The sequence below is a fragment of the Streptomyces sp. NPDC002537 genome, from assembly GCF_053594975.1.
Genome location: NZ_JBSFWT010000005.1, coordinates 62802 through 85942 on the forward strand (window position 1 = coordinate 62802; position 23141 = coordinate 85942).

The following is a 23141-nucleotide window of genomic DNA, read 5'->3' on the forward strand; positions in this document are numbered from 1 at the left end:
ATACTCGCAGGAATTGACATGGACGCGACTAACCATCGGCTGTCCCGTCCGTGCCGGCACATCACCGTTCCCTCCGTGCCCGGACAACGATGTCGGCGGGCACCCCCCACTGGAGGTGCAGGAGTGAAACGCCCACGCATATCCGCACGCCGTACGGCCATGGCAGGCACCGCCGCCGTGGTCCTCGCGACCACCGCGCTCGCCCTGCCCGCCGCCCACGCGGCGCCCGCGGCACCGGCCAGGCACTCGGTGGCCGACGTCGCGTCGGCCAGGGCGACCCTGAAGGCCAGGGCGACGATCCCGGGCACCGCCTGGTCGGTCGACTCCCGGACCAACAAGGTCGTCGTCACCGCCGACAGCACCGTCCGCGGCGCGCGGCTGGCCCAGCTCGACAAGGTCGTGGCGAGCCTCGGCGACAAGGTCACGCTCCGCAGAACGGCCGGGCAGTTCCGGCCGCTCATCGCGGGCGGCGACGCCATCTGGGGCAGCGGGGTGCGCTGTTCGCTCGGCTTCAACGTCAGCAAGGGCGGCCAGCCGTACTTCCTGACGGCGGGCCACTGCGGCAACGCCTCGGCCACCTGGTCGGACACGCAGGGCGGCAGCGAGATCGGCCAGACCGAGACCTCGGTCTTCCCCGGGCACGACTACGCCCTGGTGCGCTACACGGCCGGCATCGACCACCCGAGCGCGGTGGACCTCTACAACGGCAGCCTGCAGAACATCAGCCGGGCCGGCGAGGCCACCGTCGGCGAACAGGTACAGCGCAGCGGCAGCACCACCGGTGTGCACGGCGGCCAGGTCACCGGCCTCAACGCGACCGTCAACTACGCGGAGGGCACGGTCGAGGGCCTGATCGACACCTCCGTGTGCGCCGAGCCGGGCGACAGCGGCGGCGCCCTGTTCGACGGCGACACGGCGCTGGGGCTCACCTCGGGCGGCAGCGGTGACTGCTCCGGCGGCGGCGAGACCTTCTTCCAGCCGGTCCCCGCGGCCCTTCAGGCACTCGGGGCGCAGTTGCCCTGACCCGGCCCCGGTCCACGGCCGTACGGCCCCTGCGCGCGCCTCGCGGCGCCGCCAGGGGCCGTTCCTTCGCTCCGGACGCGGCCGTCCGTCAGACGCGGCCGTACCAGACGCTGTTGCTCCAGATCTTCTCCAGCCGCACGGACGCGCCGGGCTTGGGGGCGTGCCAGATCTTGTTGTCGCCCGCGTAGATGCCCACGTGGTAGACGTTGCTGCCCGAGTGGAAGAAGACGAGGTCGCCGGCCTGGCGGGAGCCCGCGGAGAGGTGGCGGGTCTTGTTGTACTGGTCCGCGGCGGTGCGCGGCAGGTTCTTGCCGACCTTCTTGAACGAGTAGAGCGTGAGGCCCGAGCAGTCGAAGCGGTTGGGGCCCGCGGCGCCGTACTGGTAGGGCGAGCCCTTCTTGGCGGCCGCGACCTTGAGGGCGGCCTGGCCCGGGGTGGCCGCCTGGGCGTCGGCCGCGACGCCGGGCAGCAGCATCGAGGCGGTGACGGTCGCGGCGGTGAGGACGGTCGCGGCACCGGCCCGGGACACGAGCGCGGGTATGCCGGGGAAGGCAGACATGTCGAAACCCTTCGTCGTCCGCCTGCGAAAGATGACCTGTCGGGTTCGGGCTGTCGAAGTTGCCCGGCCACTTCCGTGGCTTCACCCCAAGAACCACCGCCATCGTGGTTCGCCGTGCCTGGGTCTCCCGCTCCTGCCGATCCGTTTCCGGTCTGTCCGCACCCGGTGCGGCGGCAGGACTCGGCGTCCGCCCGGGTCGCCCGCCTCGGTGACGGGATCTTGTGTTCGGTCCAAGATCCTGCATCACGGAAGGCCAGAATCCGGAGTCAGGACGGCTTTCTGTGAACTTCTTCACTTCACCGCCATTGCCGGAACCGGGGTGTGTTTTCACCCCACACCGACCATGGAACTCCCCTCCCCCCAAGGGAGTTGAAAGAAATCCGGAGAATGAAATCCAGTCATACGGCGACCCCGGCACGGGTGTCCGTGCAGGGCCGTAACGTCTTTGCGTCAGAAATACGCGACGGCGGGGTCCGCGCGGTTCGCCGTCACAGCGTGGGGGTAGCCCTACGGCATGCTCACCCTAGGGATCGAGGAGGAGTATCTTCTGCTCGACCCGGCCACCGCACTGCCCGTTCCCAAGGCAGAGCAGATCTGTGCGGCGGTGGACCTGGAACCGGTCGTACACGAGCGGGAGATTCAGGCGGAGTTGCTGCAGGCCCAGGTGGAAGTGGCCACTCCGGTCTGCGCGGACCTGGCGGAGGCGAGCCGGCACCTGCTGCGGCTGCGCCACGCCGTGAGCTCCGCCGCCAAGCGGGCCGGCTGCCGGATAGCCGCGTGCGGCACGGCACCGCGCACGGGCCTGGTGCCCGTCCCCGTCACACGGAAGCCGCGCTATCTGGCGATGCGCACCCGTGCGGCCCAACTCGTCGACGAACAGCTGGTCAACGGGATGCATGTGCACATCGCCATCCCCGACCGGGAGATGGGCGTCGCCGTGCTCAACCGGGTCCGCCCCTGGCTCCCGGTGCTGGTGGCCATGGCGGCCAACTCTCCGATGTGGAACGGCCAGGACACCGGCTTCGCGAGCTGGCGCACCGTGGTCTACAGCCGATGGCCCGTCAGCGGCCCGCCCCCGCACTTCGCCGATCTGGCCGACTACGAGGAGCGCATCGAGGCGCTGTTCACGGCCGGGGCGATCAGCGACCGGGGGCAGCTGTACTGGCAGGCCAGGCTGTCCGACCGCTATCCGACCATCGAGGTGCGCTGCCTGGACGTCCAGTTGCGCGCCGAGGACGCCGTGATGCTCGCCGGGGTCGTCCGCGGTCTGGTGGCGACGGCCATCCGTGACGAGAAGAGCGGCCGTCGCGTCCCCCGGTGCCCGCCGGAGCTGCTCAACGCCGCGAACTGGCACGCGGCGCGGCACGGTCTGGCGGGTGTGCTCGTCGACCCCGAGGGCAGGCGCCGCGGTGCCGACGACGTGGTGTGCGCGCTGCTCGGGCACATCGGCCAGGCGCTGGAGGAGGCCGGGGACGACGCGCAGGTGAGCTCGCTGGTGCACCGGCTGCTGCGGCGGGGCTGCCCCGCGGACCGGCAGCGCCGGGTGCTGGCCGCGGACGGCATCAGGGCGCTCACCGACCTGATCACCGAGCCGTGACCGGCGGCGGGCGCGGACCTCGGCTCAGTGGTGCGGGTCGCCCTCGATCCGCCCGCCCAGGGCGCGGGCCGTGGCGGGGAGGTGCCGCACGCGGGTCGCCAGCAGCAGGGCGGCGAGGCCCAGATACACATAGGTCAGGACGAGTCGGGCGGATTCCCCGGGCAGGGCGAACTGCACCGCGAAGAGGACGAACAGCCCGGCGGCCTGGAGGCGGGTGAACCGCAGCCCGAGCAGGACCACGACGGCCAGCACGGTCTGGGCGGCGGTCAGCGCGACCTCGTCGACCTGCCGGGTCACCAGCGGCAGCGCCGCTCCCCCGCCGCCGATCGCGTACGCCAGCGGCAGACAGCCGACCAGCAGCGTCCACTGGTTGACCTTGCTGGACAGCAGCGCGCCCAGGCCGTCGCTCGCCCGCAGCCGCCAGGCGAAGACCACGGCGACGATGAGCTCCGGGGCCTCCGACGCCAGCGGGGCGAGCCACTGCACCAGGACGAAACGGTCGATCCCCAGCGAGGCCCCCGCCTCCACCAGACCGTTGGCGAAGGGCTCCGCGCAGGCGAAGACGACGGCCGCGGCGGCGGCGAACAAGGTCGCGGTGGCGGTGCGGCGGGCTCCCGCGGGCAGCACGGCGAGCCGGGCCGGGACCCCGACGAGCTCCTCCATCTCGGACGAGCTGCACTTGCCGATCCGGTAGAGGTAGTAGCCGTACCAAGGGACGAGCACCGCCGGGACGTACCAGCCGATCTCCCGGGTGAGCGGCATCACGAAGGCGAGCACGGCGGCCACCGCGAGGAACGCGACGTCGATGCGGCGGTGCGGCTCCAGCACGATCCCGGTGTCCGGCCGGCCGCGGCGGCGCAGCGCGAGCGTCGCGGCGAGGGCGACGAGCGGCCAGCCGACGCCCACGAGGAGCCGGTTGGCGCCGGTCATGTTGGCCGCGGCGTAGGCGGCGTACGAGGGGTCCGAACCGGCCGCCCAGGCGAAGTAGAGGTCGACCGCGTACTCGGGCAGCACCGCGATGAAGGCCAGCAGGGCGAGCGCGAGGGCCCCGGCCATGTCGGCGCGCGCGGTCTCGGCGGCCCACATCAGCAGCAGGGCCGAACACAGCACCCCCAGACCGTAGACGGCCACGGCCCACCCGGGGGCGAGCTCCGTCCCACTCAGGCGCACCACGGCCGCGGGGACGGCACCCGCGCAGGCGGTGCCGATCCGCACGGCGCTCGCGGCGGCGGAGGGGACCCCCGAGGTCTCGCGCATGGCAGGCTCCTTCGCGTCGCGCCGGTACCCGCCGATCTATCAGCAGGCACCGGCGGAACGGAGCGGACAGCCCGGGGCGGGCGCGAGCACAGCCCGTTCGGACCAGCCCGGTGCGCGGCGCGCCGACGACGCCGATAACGCGGCCCTCGGCAACTGCGGGCTGTCGAGATGAGGTCCCGTCGAGGCGCCTGGCTCGGATGCGCGCGGCATACGCAGGTCGAGAGCTTGGCGCGCGTCGGGATCAGCGAACATCGGCGGGTGTCAGCGGGTGTACGAACGAAGATCTTCTCCCAGGATTCTCCCAGCAGGCCCTGAACTTCTCTGCGGAACGGCGACGCGCGGATGGCGACGGACACTCCACCACGCCCACCCACCGCCGCATGGTTCACTGCGGCGCCCGCGAGTACCACCAGATCCGACCGGGGGCCTGAGGCACCTCGATCACTCCCTGAAGCCTGGCCTGCCAGTCGACTAGATCGATAAGCTGCCACGAAACCGAGCCCGGGGGGGTGAGTGACCCATATGCCGCTTAGACCTGAACGTCTGCTTTGTTCAACTCTCGGGAAGTGAATGAAAACGGAGTGCGGTCGGAATAAGTGCGCTGGTCAGGAAGTGTGGTCCCCGCACAGGCGGGGGTGGTCCCGAGGCGTACGCCGAGTCCACGGGCACCGTGAAGTGGTCCCCGCGCATGCGGGGTTCGCCCTCGTCGAAAGCTCGCGGCCAGCGCCATGCACCGGACGTCACCGGTGCCCGTGCTCGAGGGGCTGCTGCGCGAGCAGGCCGCGCTGCGCGCTCAGGCAGGCCAAGCGGTCGTCAAGTTTTCTCCCGGATTTCTCCCGGGATTCCGGTCACGGAGAGCCGCGCCGACCGGCCCCCACCGTCCCCGAGGCCGGTCCGGCCGCCTTCTCCGTGCAGGCCAGGGGCGGCTGGGAACAGGGTCCCTGCCGCCCCTCTTTGCGCTCATAACGCGGCCCTCGGCAACTGCGGGCGGATGTTCCCCGCCCACTGCTGCCCGTGCGGGCCGTCTCCTAAGCGCACGTATCCCCCTGAAAGTGGCCAGGTCAGCGGCACCCCCGTGGCTGCTGACCCGCGGGTAGATCATGCAGCAGGGATGTCATCATTTCTGCCGAGAGATTTTCGCAAGAAAACTTGGCGATGAAGTCGGCTTCCCCTTGCGGCGCCGTTCATGATAATCGGGATTCGGGAGAAGCACCTTTGGACAAGGCAGCCCTTCAGGCACTGCTCCGCGCACGCCGGAGCCTTATCGCGCCGGAGGATCACGGCCTCGCCCGCCCGTCGCGTCAGGGGAGGCGCGCACCGGGACTGACCCAGAGCCAGGTCGACCAGTTGCTGCACCGCGCCCACGGGACGTACAGCAGGCTGGAGACGGGCGCGTACCCCCATCCGCCGGAGGACCTGCTGCGGGACGTCGCGCGGCTGCTGAGGTTCTCGGAGCACGAGTGGACGTCGCTGTGGCTGTACGCGGTCCACCGCAATCCGCCGTACCCGCTGCACCAGCACGCGGGCGCGGAGGTCCCCCGGGCGTGGCAGGACGTCGTCGAGGGCCAGTCCCACATGGCCTACATCAACGATCAGGCGTGGCGGGTGCTCGCCCACAACGAGGCGTTCGCCGACATGTTCCCGCGCCGCGAGGTGCCGGAGAACACCATGCGGTGGATGACGCTGCACCCGGAGGCCCGCACGGTGCTCTCGGGCTGGCGCGAGCACTGGGTGCCGCTGATCCTGCCTCAGATGCGGGCGGCCGTGGCCGCGCTGCCGCACGACGAGACACTCGCCGAGTTGGAGGCGGACATCCTCGCCGACCCGGTGGTGGGTCCGCTGTACAAGGAGGGCGACCGGGCGTACACCCACCCCGACGGCGACGAGCGGCCACTGCTGCACCCGTTGAAGGGCCTCGGCTGGGTGACGATGTGCAGTGCCGGGCCGCACGCGTCGCCGCGCGCCCGGCTGATGGTGCTGCTCTTCCGCACCGGTGAGCGCAGGACCGCCGCCCGTACGCCGCTGATGCACGCGGGCTGACGGCCGTACGGGGTCAGTGGGCGGAGCCGGCCCGGAAGTCCTTGGGGACCAGCGCCGCCGCGAGCAGGGTCGCCGCCGCGACGATGCCCACGGACACCAGGGCGGTGCCGGCCAGCGCGTCGTTGTACGCCGACCGGGCAGCGGCCCGCAGCGCCCGGCCGGCGGCGCTGTCGTAGCCGAGGGCGTGGGCGGCCTGGTCGGCGCCGCCCACCGACTGCCGTGCGCTGTCCAGGTCGGCGCCCGTCAGCACGGCGGGCAGGCCGGTCATCCGGGAGCGGAAGAGCGTGGTGTGGATGCTGCCGAGCAGGGCCACGCCGAAGCCGATGCCCAGCTCGTACGCGCTCTCCGAGACCGCGCCCGCCTGGCCCGCGCGCTCGGGGCGGACGGCCGACACCATCACGGCGGCGGAGGCGGTGATCGCCATGCCGTCGCCGATGCCGAAGGTGACGAGGGCGAGGGCCACCACGCCGTAGCCCAGGGGCTGCGGGGCCGCGGCCAGGACGACGAAGCCGCACAGCAGCGCGGCCAGGCCGGCCGTCAGCACGGTCCGCACCCTGACCCGGCGCAGCAGCCAGGGCGTCAGGAGCGACGAGGCGAGCAGGGCGAGGGCCACGGGGAGCGTCCGCAGCCCGGCCGCCAAGGCGTCGTAGCCGTGGACGTACTGGAGCCAGAGCGAGATCAGGTAGAGGGCGGCGCCGATGGCCATCATGGCGATCAGGGTGGCGAGGGCCGCGGCCAGGAAGGCCCGGTCGGCGAAGAGCCGGACGTCCAGCAGCGGGTCGGCGGCCACCAGTTGGCGGCGGACGAACCAGGTCAGCGCCGCCAGGCCGACCAGCAGCGCGGCCAGGTCGGCGGGGCGGAAGCCACCGGCCAGGTGCTTGATGCCCCAGGCGGTGGCGATGACCCCGGCCACGGACAGCACGGCGGACCGGAGGTCGAGGTCGTGGTGCGAGGGGCTGCGGTACTCGGGCAGCAGCAGAACGGCCGCGACGACGGTGACCACGACGACGGGCACGTTTACCCAGAAGGCCGCCGACCAGGAGAACGCGTTCACCAGCGCCCCGCCGACCAGCGGGCCGATCGCCGCGCCGGCGCCCGCGACGGCCGCCCAGATCCCGATGGCCAGGGTGCGCTCGTGGGGGTCGGTGAAGATGGTGCGGATCAGGGAGAGGGTGGACGGCATCACCATGGCCCCGCCGATGGCGAGCAGGACCCGGCCGGCGATCAGTTGGAGGACGCTTTCGGTGATCCCGGCGGTGGCGGCGAGCACCGAGGCCGCGCCGAACACGGCGAAGCCCGTGACGAACAGCAGCTTCCTGCCCAGCCGGTCGCTGACCGCTCCGGCGGTGACGAGCAGTCCGCCCAGCACCAGCCCGTAGATGTCGATGATCCACAGCTGTTCCAGGGCGTCCGGCCGCATCTCCTTGATGAGCGACGGCAGGGCCACGTTGAGGATGGTGGCGTCCATGGCCACCAGCAGAAGGCTGGCGCAGAGGACGGCGAGCATCGCCCAGCGGGCGGGGTCGGCCGGGGAGGACGGGTCCGGTCCTTGGTCCACGCGGCGTCCCGTCCCTTCGGGGATCACGGCCCCACCGGTTCCGTTCCGGGACGGGGGTGGTCCCCGTCCCGGAACGGAACCTAATCGCTCGTCCGGCGGGCCGCATCCCGGACGGCGCGTCTCGCCCGGCGGCGGGCGTGGCGGGCGCGCGGTGCGCTCTTTCCGCCGCTGTCGGCAGCGGCGGGTTCCGGTGAACTGCCGATTGGGCAGGGTGCTCTACGGAAAGGGAGGTGCCCGTGGGGCGTACAGCGGAGTCGGCCGGGGAGCGGGAGGCCGGGTGGGGGGCCGGGCGGGACGTGGTCGTCATCGGGGCCGGGGTCGCCGGTACCAGTGTCGTCCTGCACCTGGTGCGTGCCCTCCTCGGCTCCGGGCGGCGTACGGAGAGCCCGGTCCGGTCCGTCCATCTGGTGGACCCCCACCCGGCGGGCTGGGGGCTGGCCTTCGGGGACACCGATCCGCTGCTGCTGTGCAACACGGCCGTCGAGGTCAATTCCCTGCTCGCGGACCGGCCGGGCGACTTCGCCGACTACCTCCGGCGGCGCGGCTGGACGGGCGGGGAGAAGGACTGCGTGCCCCGGGCCCGGATGGCCGAGTACTGTCACGACCGCTTCATATGGGCCCGGGAGCGGGCGGCGGCCCACGGTGTCGCGGTGCGCCAGGTGCGCGGCACGGCCGAATCGGTCCACGTGGGGGACGCGGACGGCGCGCCGCGGGTGCGGCTGGCCGGCGGACGCGAGCTGCGGGCCGACGAGGTCGTCGTCTGCACCGGCGTGCACCGCCCCCGCACACCGGACGGCTTCGCCGCCTTCGAGAGCCATCCCCGCTATCTGGACAGCCCCTATCCGGCCGACCGGATGAGCCATCTGCCGCCGAACTCCCGGGTGTTGGTGCTCGGCAGCCACCTGTCGGCGGTCGATGCCGCGCTGCTGCTGTGCCGTGACGGCCACCGGACGACCATGACCTCGCCGTCGGGGACGCTGCCGCCCGCGCGGGTGTCACTGGCGATGGCCGTGCGCGAACTTCCGCCGCTGGACCGGATCGCCCGGCTCGACCCGGCCGACCCACTGCTGGAGCAGCGGCTGACGCGCTGCGTGGTGGAGTCGATCCGGCTGCTCGACCGGCGGCCGTTGCGCCTCCAGACCTCCCGGGCGGCCGATCCCGTGCAGCGGCTGCGCGAGGAGACGGCACTGGTGGAGGAGGACGCCTGCGCGTGGGCGGGCGTGATGGTGCCCCTGATCGAAGCCGTGATCGCCTTCGCGCCCGCACTGCCGCCCGCGCGCCGCCGGGCGCTGATGGCGCGCTTCTCCTGGTTCACGGGCCGGTACGCCACGGCGATGACGGTCGTCAACGCCCGCCGCCTGCTGGCCTGTTACGCGTCCGGGGCGCTGCGGATGGCGGACTCCTACCCATGCGCCGTCTCGTTCGCCGAGGGTGCGTGGCGGATCGAAGGGACGGACGGACGGGCGGAGCGCTTCGACTACGTCGTCAACGCCACCGGCTTCCACCCGCCCGTCCTGCACTGGAACCGCGAAGGCTCCGCGCTCCACCTGGGCACTCCGCCCGCGCACGCCACGGTCGTCGACGACCTGGCCGATGACCTACGGGTGCGCCGCGCGGCCGGGGCGGCCCCGGAGCGGATCCGGGTGGTGGGCGTCGGCACGCACATACGCATCCCGTTCGCCAACCACTTGCGGAATGTGGTGCGGCAGGCGCGGCAGGTGGCGGAGGAGCTGGTGGGGGCGGAGGTCGGGGTGTAGGCCCGTCAGTCGTTGAAACGGTTGGTGGGGACGTCGCAGATGAGGTAGGGGATGCGGGCTTCGCAGGCGTCGCAGGAGTGCGCCGTCCAGGAGTTGGTGGCACCTGCTCCATGCCAGGTCCGCATGTGCCTGGCATCCTCCGCCTTGGGGCCGACGTACACCATCTCGCTCATGCGCAGGTATCCGACTTCATTCCAGGCGAGCTCCTTCTCCCCCAGCCCGAGCAGGAGTTTGACCGCGGAGCAGGGCCTGGTCACGCCCGCGATGTCCGCGCCCAGACTCACCGTTTTCCCCTGGACGGTCCACCACTTGTCGCGACTTGTGGGGATGTCCGGTTCCGTCACCTTCCACTTGCCCCTCTGGTAGCTGATGCCATCCAGATGCTTGCCCTGGATCCAGGACTGCGCCGTCCGCCCGCTGGAAGCGACGAGAAAGTACTCCTCGCCTCCGATCTTCGCCTCCAGTACACCCATCATGAAGACGGCGGCCGGATCGTTCACCAGATCCTTGTCCTGCCTGAGGTTGCGATCCACCGTGACGAGGACTTCGCGCAGCTTCTTGCTGTCAGTGACCTCCGGGAAGCTGTGGAGGAATTTCGTACCGTCCTTCTTGTTCCTCACATGGCGACATCTGGGGCATATATCGGAGGCGCGGCCGCCATGCCGGAGATTGGGTTCCGCGCCCGACTTACGTGGCTCCACTTTCGGCATGCCGACCCTTTCCCTCGATTGCCAATGACCCCGATTGTCAATGACGCGGGCGAAAATAGCATGGAGCCGCAGCGCACCCCAGCCTCACCGCGAGAGCGAGAGGCCATTTTTGGACGTCATCGCATGACGCTCGGTCGCATAGCGGTGACCCTGCGAAGGCCGCCTTCCGGACCGCCCCGGTCCAGACTTACCGCAGCTCATGGCCGATTTCCGAAGACCATTACCGACGGAGCGCCGCACCTGTCGACAAAACAGCTGGAAAGCGAACCCAACCATAGGAAACGGACGAATACCTCCGGCGCGGCCGTCCACCGCATGGCCTGATCGACACCGGCGCGGATTCCGCCACTGCTAACGTTCGCCCGAATTTCGATTCCACTGCTTACGTCCACTACTTACGGCGGCCCGTGCCCAGCGCGGCCAAATCGGTCGGGAGGGAATGCGTTGTGGCAATGACCGTCGGCAAACTGAAGGAATGGCTCGAAAGCCTTCGCAACGAAAAGGAGCTGCCGCTCCCCGATGGACTCCCGGACGAGCTGGGGGACCTCAAGAACGCGGTGAACGTCAACGCCCTCGCGGACTGGTTCACCATGGGGGCGAGCCTCTCCACGCTGGTCCCGGACCGGAACAAGCTGTGCGTCACCGGAATCATCGCCACGGAGACACCGAACGTCTCCCTGTGGTTCTTCGCGGAAGACGATTCCACGGCCGACGACGCCGAAATCATCGGCGTCCGGATCGGTTTGTCGCTGAAGAAGCAGCCGGTGCTGTCGGTCCTCGGCGGCATCGGACTGCAGGATCTCCTGCTGGTCTACGAGATCCGCATGCTGGACGGCGCCGCCGTCCGCACGCTCTCCGCCCAGGCGGAACTCCCCGCCCAGGGCGGGGAATCGGTCCTCATCACCTGCGCGCTCGACTTCGAAGCGGGCCAGAAGAACTTCGAGTTCACCGTGGAGCCCGCGGCCGGGCAGGAGTGGCACGTCGCCGAGGCGCTCTTCGAGCTGTTCGGTGCCGCCCCGCCGCCCGTCCTGAAGGACATCGCCCTGGAGCGCCTCATGCTGGCGTACGGCCAGGGCGGCGGATTCCGGGTCGAGGTCGACGCCCGCTTCCCGCTGGGCGACATCACCGCCGACCTCGACGTCGAGGTGACGCTGAACAAGCGGTCCGACGGCCAGGGGTACGACGGGGACTACGAGGGCCGTCTGCGTCTGGACATACCCGAACAGGGCGGCGACGTCCGCACGTTGACCTTCGCCGTCCACGACGCCCAGCATGCGAACTTCACGGCGAGCTGCGAGGACTCCAAGGGCGTGTCCCTCGCGGATGTCGCCGGGCTGCTGGGCGTGACGGACGCGTCCGCCGCCGAGGTACTGGCCAAGCTGGGGACGGTCACCGGGCTGACGGTCGGGTACGCGGCCGACCGCCGGTCCATCGTGTTCGTCGCCAAGGAGAAGAGCGGCGGCTCGCTGGTCGTCGTGTCGGACCAGCCGCGCGGCGGCACCCGCGCGTGGGCCGTGCGCGTCGGTGTGGCGCTGGACGCCAGGCTGTCGCAAGTGCCGCTGTTGCAGGGGCAGATATCCGACGCCGAGGACGTCGGCGTGTGCGGTCTGGGCGTGCTGATCGCCTCGGAGGACCTGCCCGCCGACCGGATCTCCGAACTCGACAAGGCGCTGACCGCCGCCGACCCCGCCCTGCCCCTGCTGCCCGCCGACGGGCTGGCCAAGGGCCTGGCCTTCACGGTGGACCTGAAGCTGCCGGGCCGGTCCGAGCCGACCTCCCTCGCCGTCCGGGGCGCGGGCCGCGAGAGCAGGACCGACGGCTCCCACGACGCCGGCGGCAAGGCCCCGGCACCCGCTCCCCGCACTCAGGTGATCATGCAGGACGGCGAGCCCGTCACCCCCGCCGCCCCCGTCACCGAGGGAACCGGCGGCAGCGGCCTCCCCCTCGTCGCCTGGATCGGCGTCCAGCGTTCCGTCGGTCCGCTGAGTCTGCGCCGGGTCGGCGCGGGCTTCGCCGACGGCACCGTGTGGGTGCTGTTCGACGCCTCCTTGGGCATGGCCGGACTCACCGTCGGCGTCGACGGGCTGGGCATGGGCATCAAGCTGTCCGACCCGGTGCCCCCGCGGTTCCGGCTGGACGGGCTGAGCGTCGGTTATGCGCGGCCGCCGCTGACGATCAAGGGCGCGCTGGTGAACCGGCCCCCCGACGACACGTACAGGACGCTGGTCGAAGGCGTACTGGCGGTCTCCGCCGAGGAGTTCGGGCTGACGGCACTGGGCGCGTACGCGCAGACCACGGCACACCCCGACCAGCCGTCGCTGTTCCTGTTCGGCAAGGTGAGCGGCCAGTTCGGCGGGCCGCCGCCCGTCGAGATCACCGGCATCATGGCCGGTTTCGGACTCAACACCGACCTGCGGCTGCCCGAGGGCGACCAGGTGCTGGACTTCCCGTTCCTCAAGGACATGTCCTCCACCGGCCCGGACGCCGACCCGCTGGCCGTCCTGAGCACGCTGATGGGAACCGACGACGCGTGGGTGCGGCCGAGGGCCGGGCAGTTGTGGTTCGCGGCGGGGCTGGCCTTCAACATCTTCGAGTTCCTCGACGGCCAGGCGCTGCTGGTGCTGGAGGTCGGCGACGACTTCGCCGTCGCGGTGCTGGGCACGGCGACGGCACAGTTCCCCAAGGAAGGGACGCCGTACGCGCGGGTGCGGCTGGGGCTGTCCGCCAAGTACCGGGCCAGCGAGCAGATCCTGAAGCTGACCGCTCAGCTCGCGCCCGGCTCGTTCCTCCTCGACGAGGCGTGCGTGCTGACCGGCGGGTTCGCGCTGTACACGTGGTTCGACGACGCGCACGCCGGTGACTTCGTCCTGACGCTGGGCGGCTATCACCCCGAGTTCGACGTTCCCGCGCACTATCCGCGGGTGCCGAGGCTGGGCTTCAACTGGCCGGTCACCTCGGAGCTGACCATCAGCGGCGGCTCGTACTTCGCGCTCACCCCCGGCGCGATCATGGCCGGTGGCGCGCTGGACGTGAACTTCCGCTCCGGCGATCTGCACGCCTGGCTGACCGCGCACGCCAACATGCTGATCGAGTGGGCACCGTTCCATTTCGAGGCCGATGTGGACATCAGCATCGGGGTGAGCTTCGTGCTCGACCTGTGGCTGGTCCGCGAGACGATCCGGGTCGAGGTCGGCGCGTCACTGCGGCTGTGGGGACCGCCGACGGCCGGTGAGGTCACCGTCCACCTGTGGTTCGTCTCGTTCACCATCGGCTTCGGGGACCGCGATGCCCGCGATGTCCCGGCGGCCACGTGGTCGGACGTGGTCAAGCAACTGCCCGCGAAGGAGAACGCCGTCCGGCTCGCTCCCATGGACGGGCTGACGCCGGTGCGGGCCAAGGACGAGCAGGGGAACGAGCTGTGGGTCGTCGGCCCCGGCGCCTTCTCCTTCGCCGTCCGCACCGCTGTCCCGGTCACCACGCTGTTCCTCGGCGACGACAAGAACCACAAGGTCGACGGGCAGAAGGTCGAGATCCGTCCCCTGCACGACGACGGCAAGGACCTGGACTCGGTCCTCACGGTGACGCTCGCCAAGAAGGGCGGGGCGGCACAGGACCTGAGTGCCTGGTATGCGGGCGGCTCGGCGCGGAACCTGGCGAGCCTGCCCGCCGCGCTGTGGAGCAAGTTCGACAAGAAGCTGAACCCCGGCAGCGCGCAACGGGTGAACGACCAGCTCATGGGCGTCGATCTGCGGCTGCCGCTGCCCACGCAGGGCGGCACGCCGGGTCCGATCAAGGCCGGGACGATCGCGCACGACGACCGCAGGCCGGACGGGACACTGCCGCTGCGGCAGCCGGCCACCGCAACGGCCGTCACCGCGCGGACAGAGACCGTACGGGCCGAGACTGTACGGGCCGAGACCGTACAGGCCGGAACCGCGCGGCCCATCGCCGTGGAGCTGCTCGCCGAAGCCGAGGCCGGGGCCGCGCCGGCGCGGGACGTCCGCGCGGACGTCCGCGCGGACGTGGGCGCCATCACGGGCGGCATGACCGGGGCCTTGGCCGACCAGTCCCGCGACCGCCTCTTCGCGGCGATGGACTACCTGGGCGTGAGCCCCGGCACCAACGAGCGGCTGACGGCCGACGACGCGCTGGTGGCGGGCGACGTCACGGCGCGGCCCACGGACACGGACCCGGGCCCGCTGACGGCCAGCGAGCGGCTGTACGTGCTGGGCGCGGGGAACACGGTGACGCCGGTCGACGCGCAGAGCCTGACCGCGTACGAGCCGTCGGCACTGGCCACGCAGAGCCCGACCCGCCTCGCCGTCGGCCCCGACGGGCACCGACTGGTCGCCATCGACGCCGCGCAGGGCATCGACGTTCTCGACATCTCCGCCAACCCGCCGGGAGCGGCGCACTCCGTCGTCCCCCAGAGGATCTGGATGGATCTGGGGCCCCAGGGTCTCGCGGTGTCGCCCGACAGCAGGTGGGCCTTCGCCTCCTGCGCGCAGCCGAACCAGATGCAGATACTCGGCCTGAGCGCCGACCCGCCGAAGAAGGCCCTCGACTACCCCGTACAGGCGCAGCCCGGCGACGCCGTGCCTGCCGCCCGATGGGACGAGAAGCAGCAGATCGTCTACCTCGCCAAGACCGACAAGGACGTCGTCACCCGGGTCGACGTCACCGGCGGCAAGTGGCCCACCGAACTGGACGACCTCCCCGCCGGCCCCTCCCCCACCCGCCTGGCCGTGGACCCCGACGGCCGCTGGCTGTACGCCCTCAACGCGGGCAGGTCCACGGTCACCGTCATCGACGTCTCCGCCCGGACCGTGGCCGCCACCCTGCGCACGGGCACCGGCCCGAGTGCCCTGGTCGCCTCCCCGGACGGCAGGCGCCTGTACGTGGCGAACGCGACGACCGGCACGGTGTCGGTGTTCGACACCTCCGGCACGGTGCCGCAGGAAGTGGACGAGCCGGTGTGGGTCGGCCCGCAGCCGATCGCGCTCGCGGTCTCGTCCGCCGGTGACCGTCTGTACGTCGTCCGGTCGAAGGCCCGGGAGGTCCGGGTCGTGGACGTCGCGTCCATGCCGCCGGTCCTGCTGCCCGTCACCGTACCGCTGACCGACGACCCGGTGGCGCTCGCCGTCACCGTACCGCCGCCGGCCCCCGCAGCCCCGGCAGCTCCCCGCGACACACGAATCACCGAAGGCGGTGCGGCATGAGCCACCCCGAATACGCCCCGGACCCCGACCCGTCGCTGAACGTGCAGTTCGTCGACTCGCTGGTGCCGCGGATCACCGCGGGGCGGTACACGCTCACCGCGCACCAGTCCCTCACCCGGGGCGAGGACCGGGTCGACGGGGACGGCTACCTGGACACCCCGGTCACCCAGCAGGTGGAGGTCCGCGCGCCGCGCTTCGCCGTGGAGCCGGAGTGGATCCACGGCGCGTACCCGACGCCGGGCGCCACCGGTCTCTACGACGACGTGCTACCGCACCTCACCCTCAACCGGCCCACGCTGCCGTGGGAGCGTGAGGAGGCGAAGGACGCGAACGGCGCACGGCTGCCGTGGCTGGCCGTACTCGTCTTCGGCGAGGGCGAGTTGCCCGACACCGATCCGCACTGCCTCGGGCAGACCGAGGCGAAGACGGTGGCCGACCTCCACGGCACGGAGCAGGGCGTCGTCCTGCCCGCCTTCGACCAGGCCGCCGATCCGATCACCGACGAGGACGACAAGCAGGTCTGCCGCACCGTCCTCGTGCCCGGGGCCGTCTTCCACTCCGTCGCCCCCGCCACGAGCGAACTGCCGTTGCTGACCCACGTCCGCCGGATCGACGAACAGCACCAGGGCCTGACGCTCGCCGACGACCTGATCCAGGTCGGCGACTACGCGGTCGTCGTCGGCAACCGGCTGCCCCGCGCGGCCGGCGGCCGGTATGTCGCGCACCTCGTCTCCCTGGAGGGCTGGCAGTCGTATCTGCCCGACGGGAAGAAAGAGACGTACGACGGCCCCGACGAGAAGCTGCGGCTGATATCGCTGTGGTCGTGGTCGTTCGAGACGATCCCCGACCACGCGCCCGGCTTCGCCGCCCTCACCGAGCACTTCGTCGACACGGAGGGCGACAAGGGATCGGCGCTGCTGCTGCGCGTGCCGCTGGGCGACCAGCCGTTGACGGGGCGGGAGCAGCAGGACGTCGCCGACCGGCTCCGCAGGGGCTATCTGCCGATCTCGTGCCGGACGGAGTCCGGGCGCGCCACCTTCGGCTGGTACCGGGGCCCGTTCATCCCCGAACCGGCCGAGGAGCAGACCCCGCGCGAACGCCGCCGCTGCGCGGCGGAGGCGCTGATCCACCTGGAGCGGTACGGCGTCTTCGACGTCAGCCTCGCGACCGCCTTCACCGCGGGCCGGGGTGTGGCCCTGGCCGACCGCCAGTTCTGCGCGGCGCTGCTCCGGCTGCGCGGCAAGGTGCAGCGGGCGACGGACGAGAAGGCCCTGCGCTCCCTGCGGAACGGTGCGGCGCGGGCCCGGATCGAGCACCTCGTGACGAACGGGCTCGCGGGCCACCTCGGCGAACTCCTGGCCGCGCCGGCCCGCCCCCGGCCGGTCGCGGAGGCAGTGGCCGTACGGCCGCCGGGTGTCACCCCGGTACCGGCCGCGACCGAACTGCCGCCCACCGCAGGGCTCAATGTCCAGCACCTGCGCACGGATGCGGAGCTGCGCGCCCGGCTGGTCCAGGACGACGAACCGCTCGTCCCCGCGGACGACGAGGACCTCGCCCTCGTCCGGGACCGGCTGATCGGGCTCCGGAACCTGGCGGGCGTGCCGTTCGCGCATCTCGTCCCCGACACCCGGATGCTGCCGTCGGAGAGCGTGCGCTTCTTCCACGTGGACACCGGCTGGACCACCACCCTGCTCGAAGGCGCGCTCAGCGTCGGGCTGGCCCACTCCTTCGACCTCACCTCGGACGAGTTGATGTTCGGCCCCCACGGCCAGGCCCCGCTGCCCGCGCCCGCCGCGCCGGTCACCGGTGTGCTGCTGCGCTCCCGACTCGTCAGCGGCTGGCCCGCGCTGGAGGTCCGTCCGTACCCGCGGGCCAAGGCCACCGACGGCGAGAAGGCACTGCGGGTCCTGCGGCGCGAAGCGCTCGCCGAAGACGTCCTGCTCGTCCTCGTCGAGGGTGTGCCGGGCCGGGTCGAGATCGCCGAGCCGCAGCAGGGCGTCCACTTCGGCATCGACGAGCCGGACGACGGCCGCAGCGACGACCCACTGGACGACGGCATCATCCGGCTGCGGGAGCTCACGGGCCCGGACATCGGGAAGGAGATCCCCGACAAGTCGTTCCCGGGCACGCCGGGCCTCCGTTCCTTCCTGCGGGCCCCCGGGGCGGGCAACCCCGACACCGTCCTGAGCGTCACGCGCCTCGCCGACGGGCTGAAGGGCGCGCTGGGCCTGGACCGGCCGCTGACGCCCAGCGAGTTCGCCATCCAGATGATCAACGCCGCGCAGCGCCGCACCTTCACCACCGAACCCGTACAGCACACCCTCATCACGACAGGAGACCACCCCAATGGCTGACCGCGACGAGACGCTCATCGTCCCGGTGACCGTGGACGCCCTGGTGGTCAACCAGAGCGTGCGCCAGCGGGACGGCCAGGGCTTCCGGCGCTGGCAGCCCAACTTCAACCTGCTGCGCCACAACCGCACCCCCGAGCCGGACCCCTTCGCCAATGAGGAGAAGTGGAAGGCCACCGAAACCGGCGAGAGCGACGACAAATACAAGCAGTACGACGGTGTGTACGTGCGCTGGGAGCTGCCCGACGCGCTGCGCCAGGGCGGTGCCCGTGAGGTCGGCGGGCGTACGGAGTTCCCGCTCGTGCCCAACCGCTGGCTCGTCGTCCGGCACGTGCGGGGCAACCCGGATCTGACCACCGGCTGGGTGGTGGAGAGCGACTTCCTGGATCCCGAGGACGGCACGTCGCGCTTCATGCACCCCGTCAAGCCGGGTGTCCAGGACCCGACGGTGACCCCGTACCGCTCGACGATCGTGACGACGAAGATCGGCAGGGCGCTGGGCATCGGCGGCGACGGAGCCGCGTGGAACGAGCCGGCCGACGAGTCCCGCAAGGACCTGTTCCTCACGGCGATCGGCCCCGGCCTGATGACCTTCCACGTCTACCAGCCGTACCACGAGAACGTCTTCTCACTGCACGACCCGCTGACCGGCGTCCCCGACGGCACGTCCCTCGACTACCAGGTCGTGGGCTGGTATTCGGACCCGGAGCAGGAGGAGCTGCGCCGTCGGCTGGACGCCCCGGGCGCGGCGGTGGACACCGTGCTGGCCGGGCTCGGGTGGACGGTCGACGGCCCGCTGGAGGGCTGGCGGCCGGACAGTACGGCCTACTGCGGCCGGGCCGTCCAGGTGCGGTGGAACACCGGTGCCGTCCCGGACTCGGACCGTCCGGAGAAGGATCAGGTCAAGGACAAGGTCGCGGTCGGCAGCAGCGCGGACGAGGCGCACGCCGCGCTGATCGCCAAGGCCCTCGCGGCCCTGCCCGCCGGCTCCGGCAACGGCATCGGCGATGCCGACCCCGTGCATCTGCATGTGCTGGCGAGCGGTCTGCTGGACACCTTCGACGGGCCCGACGGCCCCGTCGCCACCGCCCAGGCCCTGCACAAGGGCTGGTTCCAGCAGCTCCCCGGCGGCTATGTGTGGCGGCTCGCCGACACCTCCGACAAGGGCAACACCTCGGGCGATCCCGCATCGGTCACCTGGTCCGGCACGGCCCCCGAGCACGAGGAGTGGCTGGCACGGCTCAACAACGACCAGGACGCGTACGACAAGGCCGCACGTGAACTCACCGCGCTCCAGAAGCGGTTGTACACGCTGTGGTGGATGCACGGCCTGCCCCTCATCCCGCCGCAGTACACCCGTGAGCGGCTCCGTGCCGAGATCGACCCGTCGAACCCGGCGGGTCTCGCCGCCGAGGTGAAGAAGCGGCTGGGCGATCTCGACGGCCTTCGGGCGAAGATCCCGTACGGCGCGGACGGGCCGGAGCTGGACCGCTCCATCGCCGCGTACCGGAAGGCGCACCCGCTGCCCGACACCTACGAGGTCCGCCGGGAGACGCTGCCGCCGTTCTACCAGGTGACCGATCCGACGGTGGTGCTGGCCGGGGCGAAGAGCCACGCCGCGCACACCCCGCTGAAGGGCGACGGGGCACTCGTCTGCCGACGGCCTTCGGAGATCCTCGGCGGCGTCACGCCGGGCGGTCGGTTCCCGGACGCCTTCGCCTCCTTGAAGGCGGGCGGGCTGCCGCCGATCGTCCCGGCGCTGCTGGGCGAGCTCCTGTACGTCCTCGACCACCCGGACGCGGGCCCGGGGCCGTGGCGGCAGCCGTGGAAGCCGCTGCTGTTCCAGTGGCGGATCGAGCACTGGAACGTCCCCCACGCGAACTGGAAGTTCGACGGCACCCACTACACATGGGTGAACGGGTCCGCCACCTCCCAGGTCGAGGCGACCGGGCGCCGGTTCCTCGTACCGCTGCCGCAGCACACCCTGGGCGGCGCGCTCGAACGGCACGCCGCCGACCACCCCGAGGCGGCCGGGGCGTTCGGCGCGGCCGCGGACCAGATCAAGGACCTGGACCTGCTGTCCCAGAGCCTGGACGGGCTCACCGACAAGTTCGCCCTCCGGGACCCGGCGCCGAACCTCCGCCCGCCCGGGGCGATCGGCGACCTCATCGGCGACGCCTTCAGCCACCTGCCCGACGCGGGACCGCTGCCGGAGCCGTTCCAGGGCTGGCAGGATTCCGGGTTCACCCAGATCCGGGCCGGGCAGTTCGCCCTGAGCAGGCTGAGCGTCGTCGACGAGTTCGGCCAGACCCTGGACGTCCTGCTCCCCGGCGACGCGGACTATCTGATCCCGAAGGTCGCGGACAGCCTGCACACCAACGGCAGGTACGCCGATGACCACGGCCCGGCGGAGCGCTTCGTCCAACTGCCGCCGCGGCTGCTGCAGCCCGCACGGCTGCGGTTCGACTTCGTCGACGAGCACGACGACAGCCACCTCGTCGACCTCACCGCGAACACCACGCCCGTGTGCGCGTGGGTCATCCCCAACTACGTCGACCGCTCCCTGCTCTGCTACGCCCCGACCGGGGCGCCGCTCGGCGAACTGCGGCTCGAACTCCGGGCGGGCGGATCCGGGTCGGGGTCCGGCTCCGGATCCGGCTCCGGGTCGGGCGACGACGTGACGACCGTGATCGGCTGGGGTCCGCTCCCGGACTCGCAGATCCGCACGATCGACGACCTCCGCGACACACGGCCCCAGTTGTACGCGTTCGCGCGGGAGCTGGCCGCCAAGGGCCCGGACGCCTTCGCCGACCTGCTGTCCACCGTCGACCAGGCCCTCGCGGGCATCGACCCGGGCAGCCCGTACGGCGACGAGGTGCTGGGCGCGCTCCTCGGGCGCCCCCTCGCCCTGGTCCGCGCCCGGCTGGAGTTCGAACTGGACGGCCCGCCGGTCACCGACCCGGGCTGGGAGTACGCGCTGGACTGGAAGGCCCTGACCGACTGGAAGCAGCGCGCGGCCGTACGGCCCGCTCCCCCGGAGATGGCCCACCTCGACTACAAGTGGGCCATCCGGCTCGGCAACGCCGGACACAAGGGCGACGGGCTGATCGGCTACTTCTCCGAAGAGGCCGGCTACACGAAGTTCTACGCGGTGACCGCGCCGGACGCATCCAGCTATGTGACGAAGATCGGCGACGCCAACTGGCCGGCCCTGCACGCGGATTCCACCCAGCAGACGCACATCACACTGCTGCTGGACCCCCAGGCCGCCGTCCACGCCACCACGGACCTGCTCCCGGTCACCGACCTCCGGCTGCCGACCCGCTTCACGCGGACGGCGATGGCCGCGATGCAGGTGGCACTGCGGCTCAGCCCCGTACTGACCACGACCAGGAAGGTCCCGGCCAAGGACGTCGGCCCCGGCCCCGGCCAGGGGGACGATCCGACGGCCTTCGTCAACGCCCTCGCCCTGCCGCACCCCACCTCCCCGCAGGGCACGTGGGACTGGGCGGAACTGGTCGTGCCCGACGCGCCCGCCGGAACCGACCCCGCGCCCACGTGGGCGCATGAGCCGATCGTGCAGATCGACCAGACGGCCCGGCTGGACGAGGACGGCCCGGTCGTCCGCACCGGCTTCCTCCGCCTGTCCGGCGGCTTCAACACCAAGTGACCCCGCGGCCCCCGCACCCGACCCCGAAAGGATCGCCTTCCGTGAACGAGCCGGCCATCGGCCAATGCCTGCTGGACTACGCCGTCATCAGCGAGCCGTTCCCGCTGTACGCGTCGACCGACGACGGCACCACCACAACCCTGCACATCGTGGTCTCCAACGGCGGCGGAAAGACCGTCTATTGCCGGGAGATCGTGTTCTCCCTGCCGGAAGGCGGTCTCGCGCAGAGCCTGGTCGACTCGGACAAGGGCGACGGAAGCGCCCCGGGCTGGACGGTGGAGCCGCTCCAGCAGGGCGCCGACATCGCACTGCCGGAAGGCGACTACGCCAACTTCGTGGCCAAGCCGACCAAGGCCGACGCGGCCGTGGACGTCTCCGGCATCACCATCACGCTGAAGAACCTGCACATCAGCAAGAACCCCGGCACGGCCCGGATAGAAATCCGCGAGACCGCGACGACGGACACCGGCCAGTGGCCGACCAGCCCGGGATTCACCACCCTCCCGATCACCAAGTTCCCGGCCCCGGAAATCCCGGTCCAGGCCGTCACCGACTTCCACGCCGAGCAGTACGACGCCGCGTCGGGCGATGCCGTCCGGCTCACCTGGCGCGGCCCGAAGACCCTCGCGTACAGCGTCGTGCACGGCTCGGGCGCCACGCCGGATTCCGGGCAGGCGGAGGAGAACATCACCAGCTTCGAGTGGAAGGGGAAGGTGCTCCGGGACACGACGTTCCACCTGTCGTACACGACCCCCGACGGAGCCACCCACGTCCTGACGACGACGGTCACGGTGAAGAACCCGCAGCTCACCGGGTTGACGGTGAACGGCGATGCGACGGTCACCGGCTCCGCCGAACTCGGGTCGGTCACGGTGGACGGCGGCGCCACCGTCACCGGCTCCGCCGAGGTCGGTTCGCTCACCGTGGACGGGAAGCTCAGCGCGAAGAGCGCGGTCATCACGGATGGATCGCTCACGGTGAGCAAGGGCTCCACCGAGCTTCGAGGGCTCACAGTGCACGAGACACTCACAGCAGAGAGCGCGCTCACCGTCGGCGGGCTCCTCAAGGCGACCAAGGACATCGACGTCTCGTGGAACGGGCAGTCCAAGTTCACAACGGATGGCCTGAACGGCTTGAAGGTCACGGGCGACACCCTCAAGGTGGGCGACAATTCAGTTATTCGTGACGGCGACAGCATCGGACTTCAGAACAACCAGAAGTCCGGATGGCTCTACGCACCTGCCTACAATTACGACGACGACCGCGGCTACGTGTTCAGGTGGAAGCCGGGTAACCGCGTGGGTGGGGACAGCTGGAAGGTGGCACGCGATTAGTTATGCCTGCCGAGCGGCCGCTCCGAGCGGGAGCAGGATCGCTCAACACCTCAGCGGCACCGGAGC

Annotated in this window: 12 protein-coding genes and 1 riboswitch; of the genes, 8 read left to right on the top strand and 4 right to left on the bottom strand. The window is 71.4% G+C overall.

All coding sequences use genetic code 11. The annotated features are described in order from the left end of the window. Window positions 1-159 precede the first annotated feature (159 nt). Window positions 160-1023 (top strand): S1 family peptidase, encoded by an 864-nt coding sequence (locus tag ACWD4A_RS03870; protein WP_451189103.1) that lies wholly within the window; start codon window positions 160-162, stop codon window positions 1021-1023. 88 nt (window positions 1024-1111) lie between these two features. Here ACWD4A_RS03870 and ACWD4A_RS03875 read toward each other — a convergent pair whose 3' ends face one another. After that, complete coding sequence (locus ACWD4A_RS03875) at window positions 1112-1582, bottom strand: C40 family peptidase (protein ID WP_451189106.1); 471 nt, start codon at window positions 1580-1582, stop codon at window positions 1112-1114. A 4-nt stretch (window positions 1583-1586) separates the two neighbouring features. Then, window positions 1587-1745: riboswitch (cyclic di-AMP (ydaO/yuaA leader) on the bottom strand. A 351-nt stretch (window positions 1746-2096) separates the two neighbouring features. Between ACWD4A_RS03875 and ACWD4A_RS03880 the strand changes: the two genes are divergently transcribed. Then, on the top strand, window positions 2097-3179 hold the full coding sequence (locus ACWD4A_RS03880) for a carboxylate-amine ligase (protein WP_451189109.1): 1083 nt from the start codon (window positions 2097-2099) through the stop codon (window positions 3177-3179). 24 nt (window positions 3180-3203) lie between these two features. On the opposite strand, the gene ACWD4A_RS03885 is transcribed toward ACWD4A_RS03880, so the two are convergent. Continuing rightward, the gene (locus ACWD4A_RS03885; RefSeq protein ID WP_451189112.1) at window positions 3204-4436 is read right to left on the bottom strand and encodes a sodium/calcium exchanger protein; all 1233 of its coding nucleotides are present in this window, start codon (window positions 4434-4436) and stop codon (window positions 3204-3206) included. 1215 nt (window positions 4437-5651) lie between these two features. Between ACWD4A_RS03885 and ACWD4A_RS03890 the strand changes: the two genes are divergently transcribed. Next, window positions 5652-6476, top strand: a complete 825-nt coding sequence (locus ACWD4A_RS03890; protein ID WP_451189114.1) for an MmyB family transcriptional regulator — start codon at window positions 5652-5654, stop codon at window positions 6474-6476. A gap of 13 nt (window positions 6477-6489) precedes the next feature. Here the strand turns inward: ACWD4A_RS03890 and ACWD4A_RS03895 are convergent, their stop codons facing one another. Continuing rightward, window positions 6490-8034, bottom strand: a complete 1545-nt coding sequence (locus ACWD4A_RS03895) for an MFS transporter (protein WP_451189117.1) — start codon at window positions 8032-8034, stop codon at window positions 6490-6492. Between the two features lie 236 nt (window positions 8035-8270). On the opposite strand from ACWD4A_RS03895, the gene ACWD4A_RS03900 reads away from it, so the two are divergent. Further along, window positions 8271-9791, top strand: coding sequence for an FAD/NAD(P)-binding protein (locus ACWD4A_RS03900; protein WP_451189121.1), 1521 nt, complete (start codon window positions 8271-8273; stop codon window positions 9789-9791). A gap of 5 nt (window positions 9792-9796) precedes the next feature. Here the strand turns inward: ACWD4A_RS03900 and ACWD4A_RS03905 are convergent, their stop codons facing one another. Next, window positions 9797-10411: a hypothetical protein gene (locus tag ACWD4A_RS03905; RefSeq protein WP_451189124.1), complete on the bottom strand. Its 615-nt coding sequence runs from the start codon at window positions 10409-10411 to the stop codon at window positions 9797-9799. A gap of 542 nt (window positions 10412-10953) precedes the next feature. Here ACWD4A_RS03905 and ACWD4A_RS03910 point away from each other — a divergent pair. Genes ACWD4A_RS03910 through ACWD4A_RS03925 form a run of 4 tightly spaced genes read left to right on the top strand, consistent with a single transcriptional unit; the run spans window position 10954 to window position 23075 of the window. Next, on the top strand, window positions 10954-15720 hold the full coding sequence (locus tag ACWD4A_RS03910) for a DUF6603 domain-containing protein (RefSeq protein WP_451189127.1): 4767 nt from the start codon (window positions 10954-10956) through the stop codon (window positions 15718-15720). After that, a complete protein-coding gene (locus tag ACWD4A_RS03915; protein ID WP_451189130.1) occupies window positions 15717-18074 on the top strand; it encodes a hypothetical protein in 2358 nt (785 codons plus the stop codon). The genes ACWD4A_RS03910 and ACWD4A_RS03915 overlap by 4 nt, the downstream gene beginning before the upstream one ends. Next, on the top strand, window positions 18067-21741 hold the full coding sequence (locus tag ACWD4A_RS03920) for a hypothetical protein (RefSeq protein WP_451189132.1): 3675 nt from the start codon (window positions 18067-18069) through the stop codon (window positions 21739-21741). The genes ACWD4A_RS03915 and ACWD4A_RS03920 overlap by 8 nt, the downstream gene beginning before the upstream one ends. A gap of 41 nt (window positions 21742-21782) precedes the next feature. Further along, the gene (locus ACWD4A_RS03925; protein ID WP_451189135.1) at window positions 21783-23075 is read left to right on the top strand and encodes a hypothetical protein; all 1293 of its coding nucleotides are present in this window, start codon (window positions 21783-21785) and stop codon (window positions 23073-23075) included. Window positions 23076-23141 lie beyond the last annotated feature (66 nt).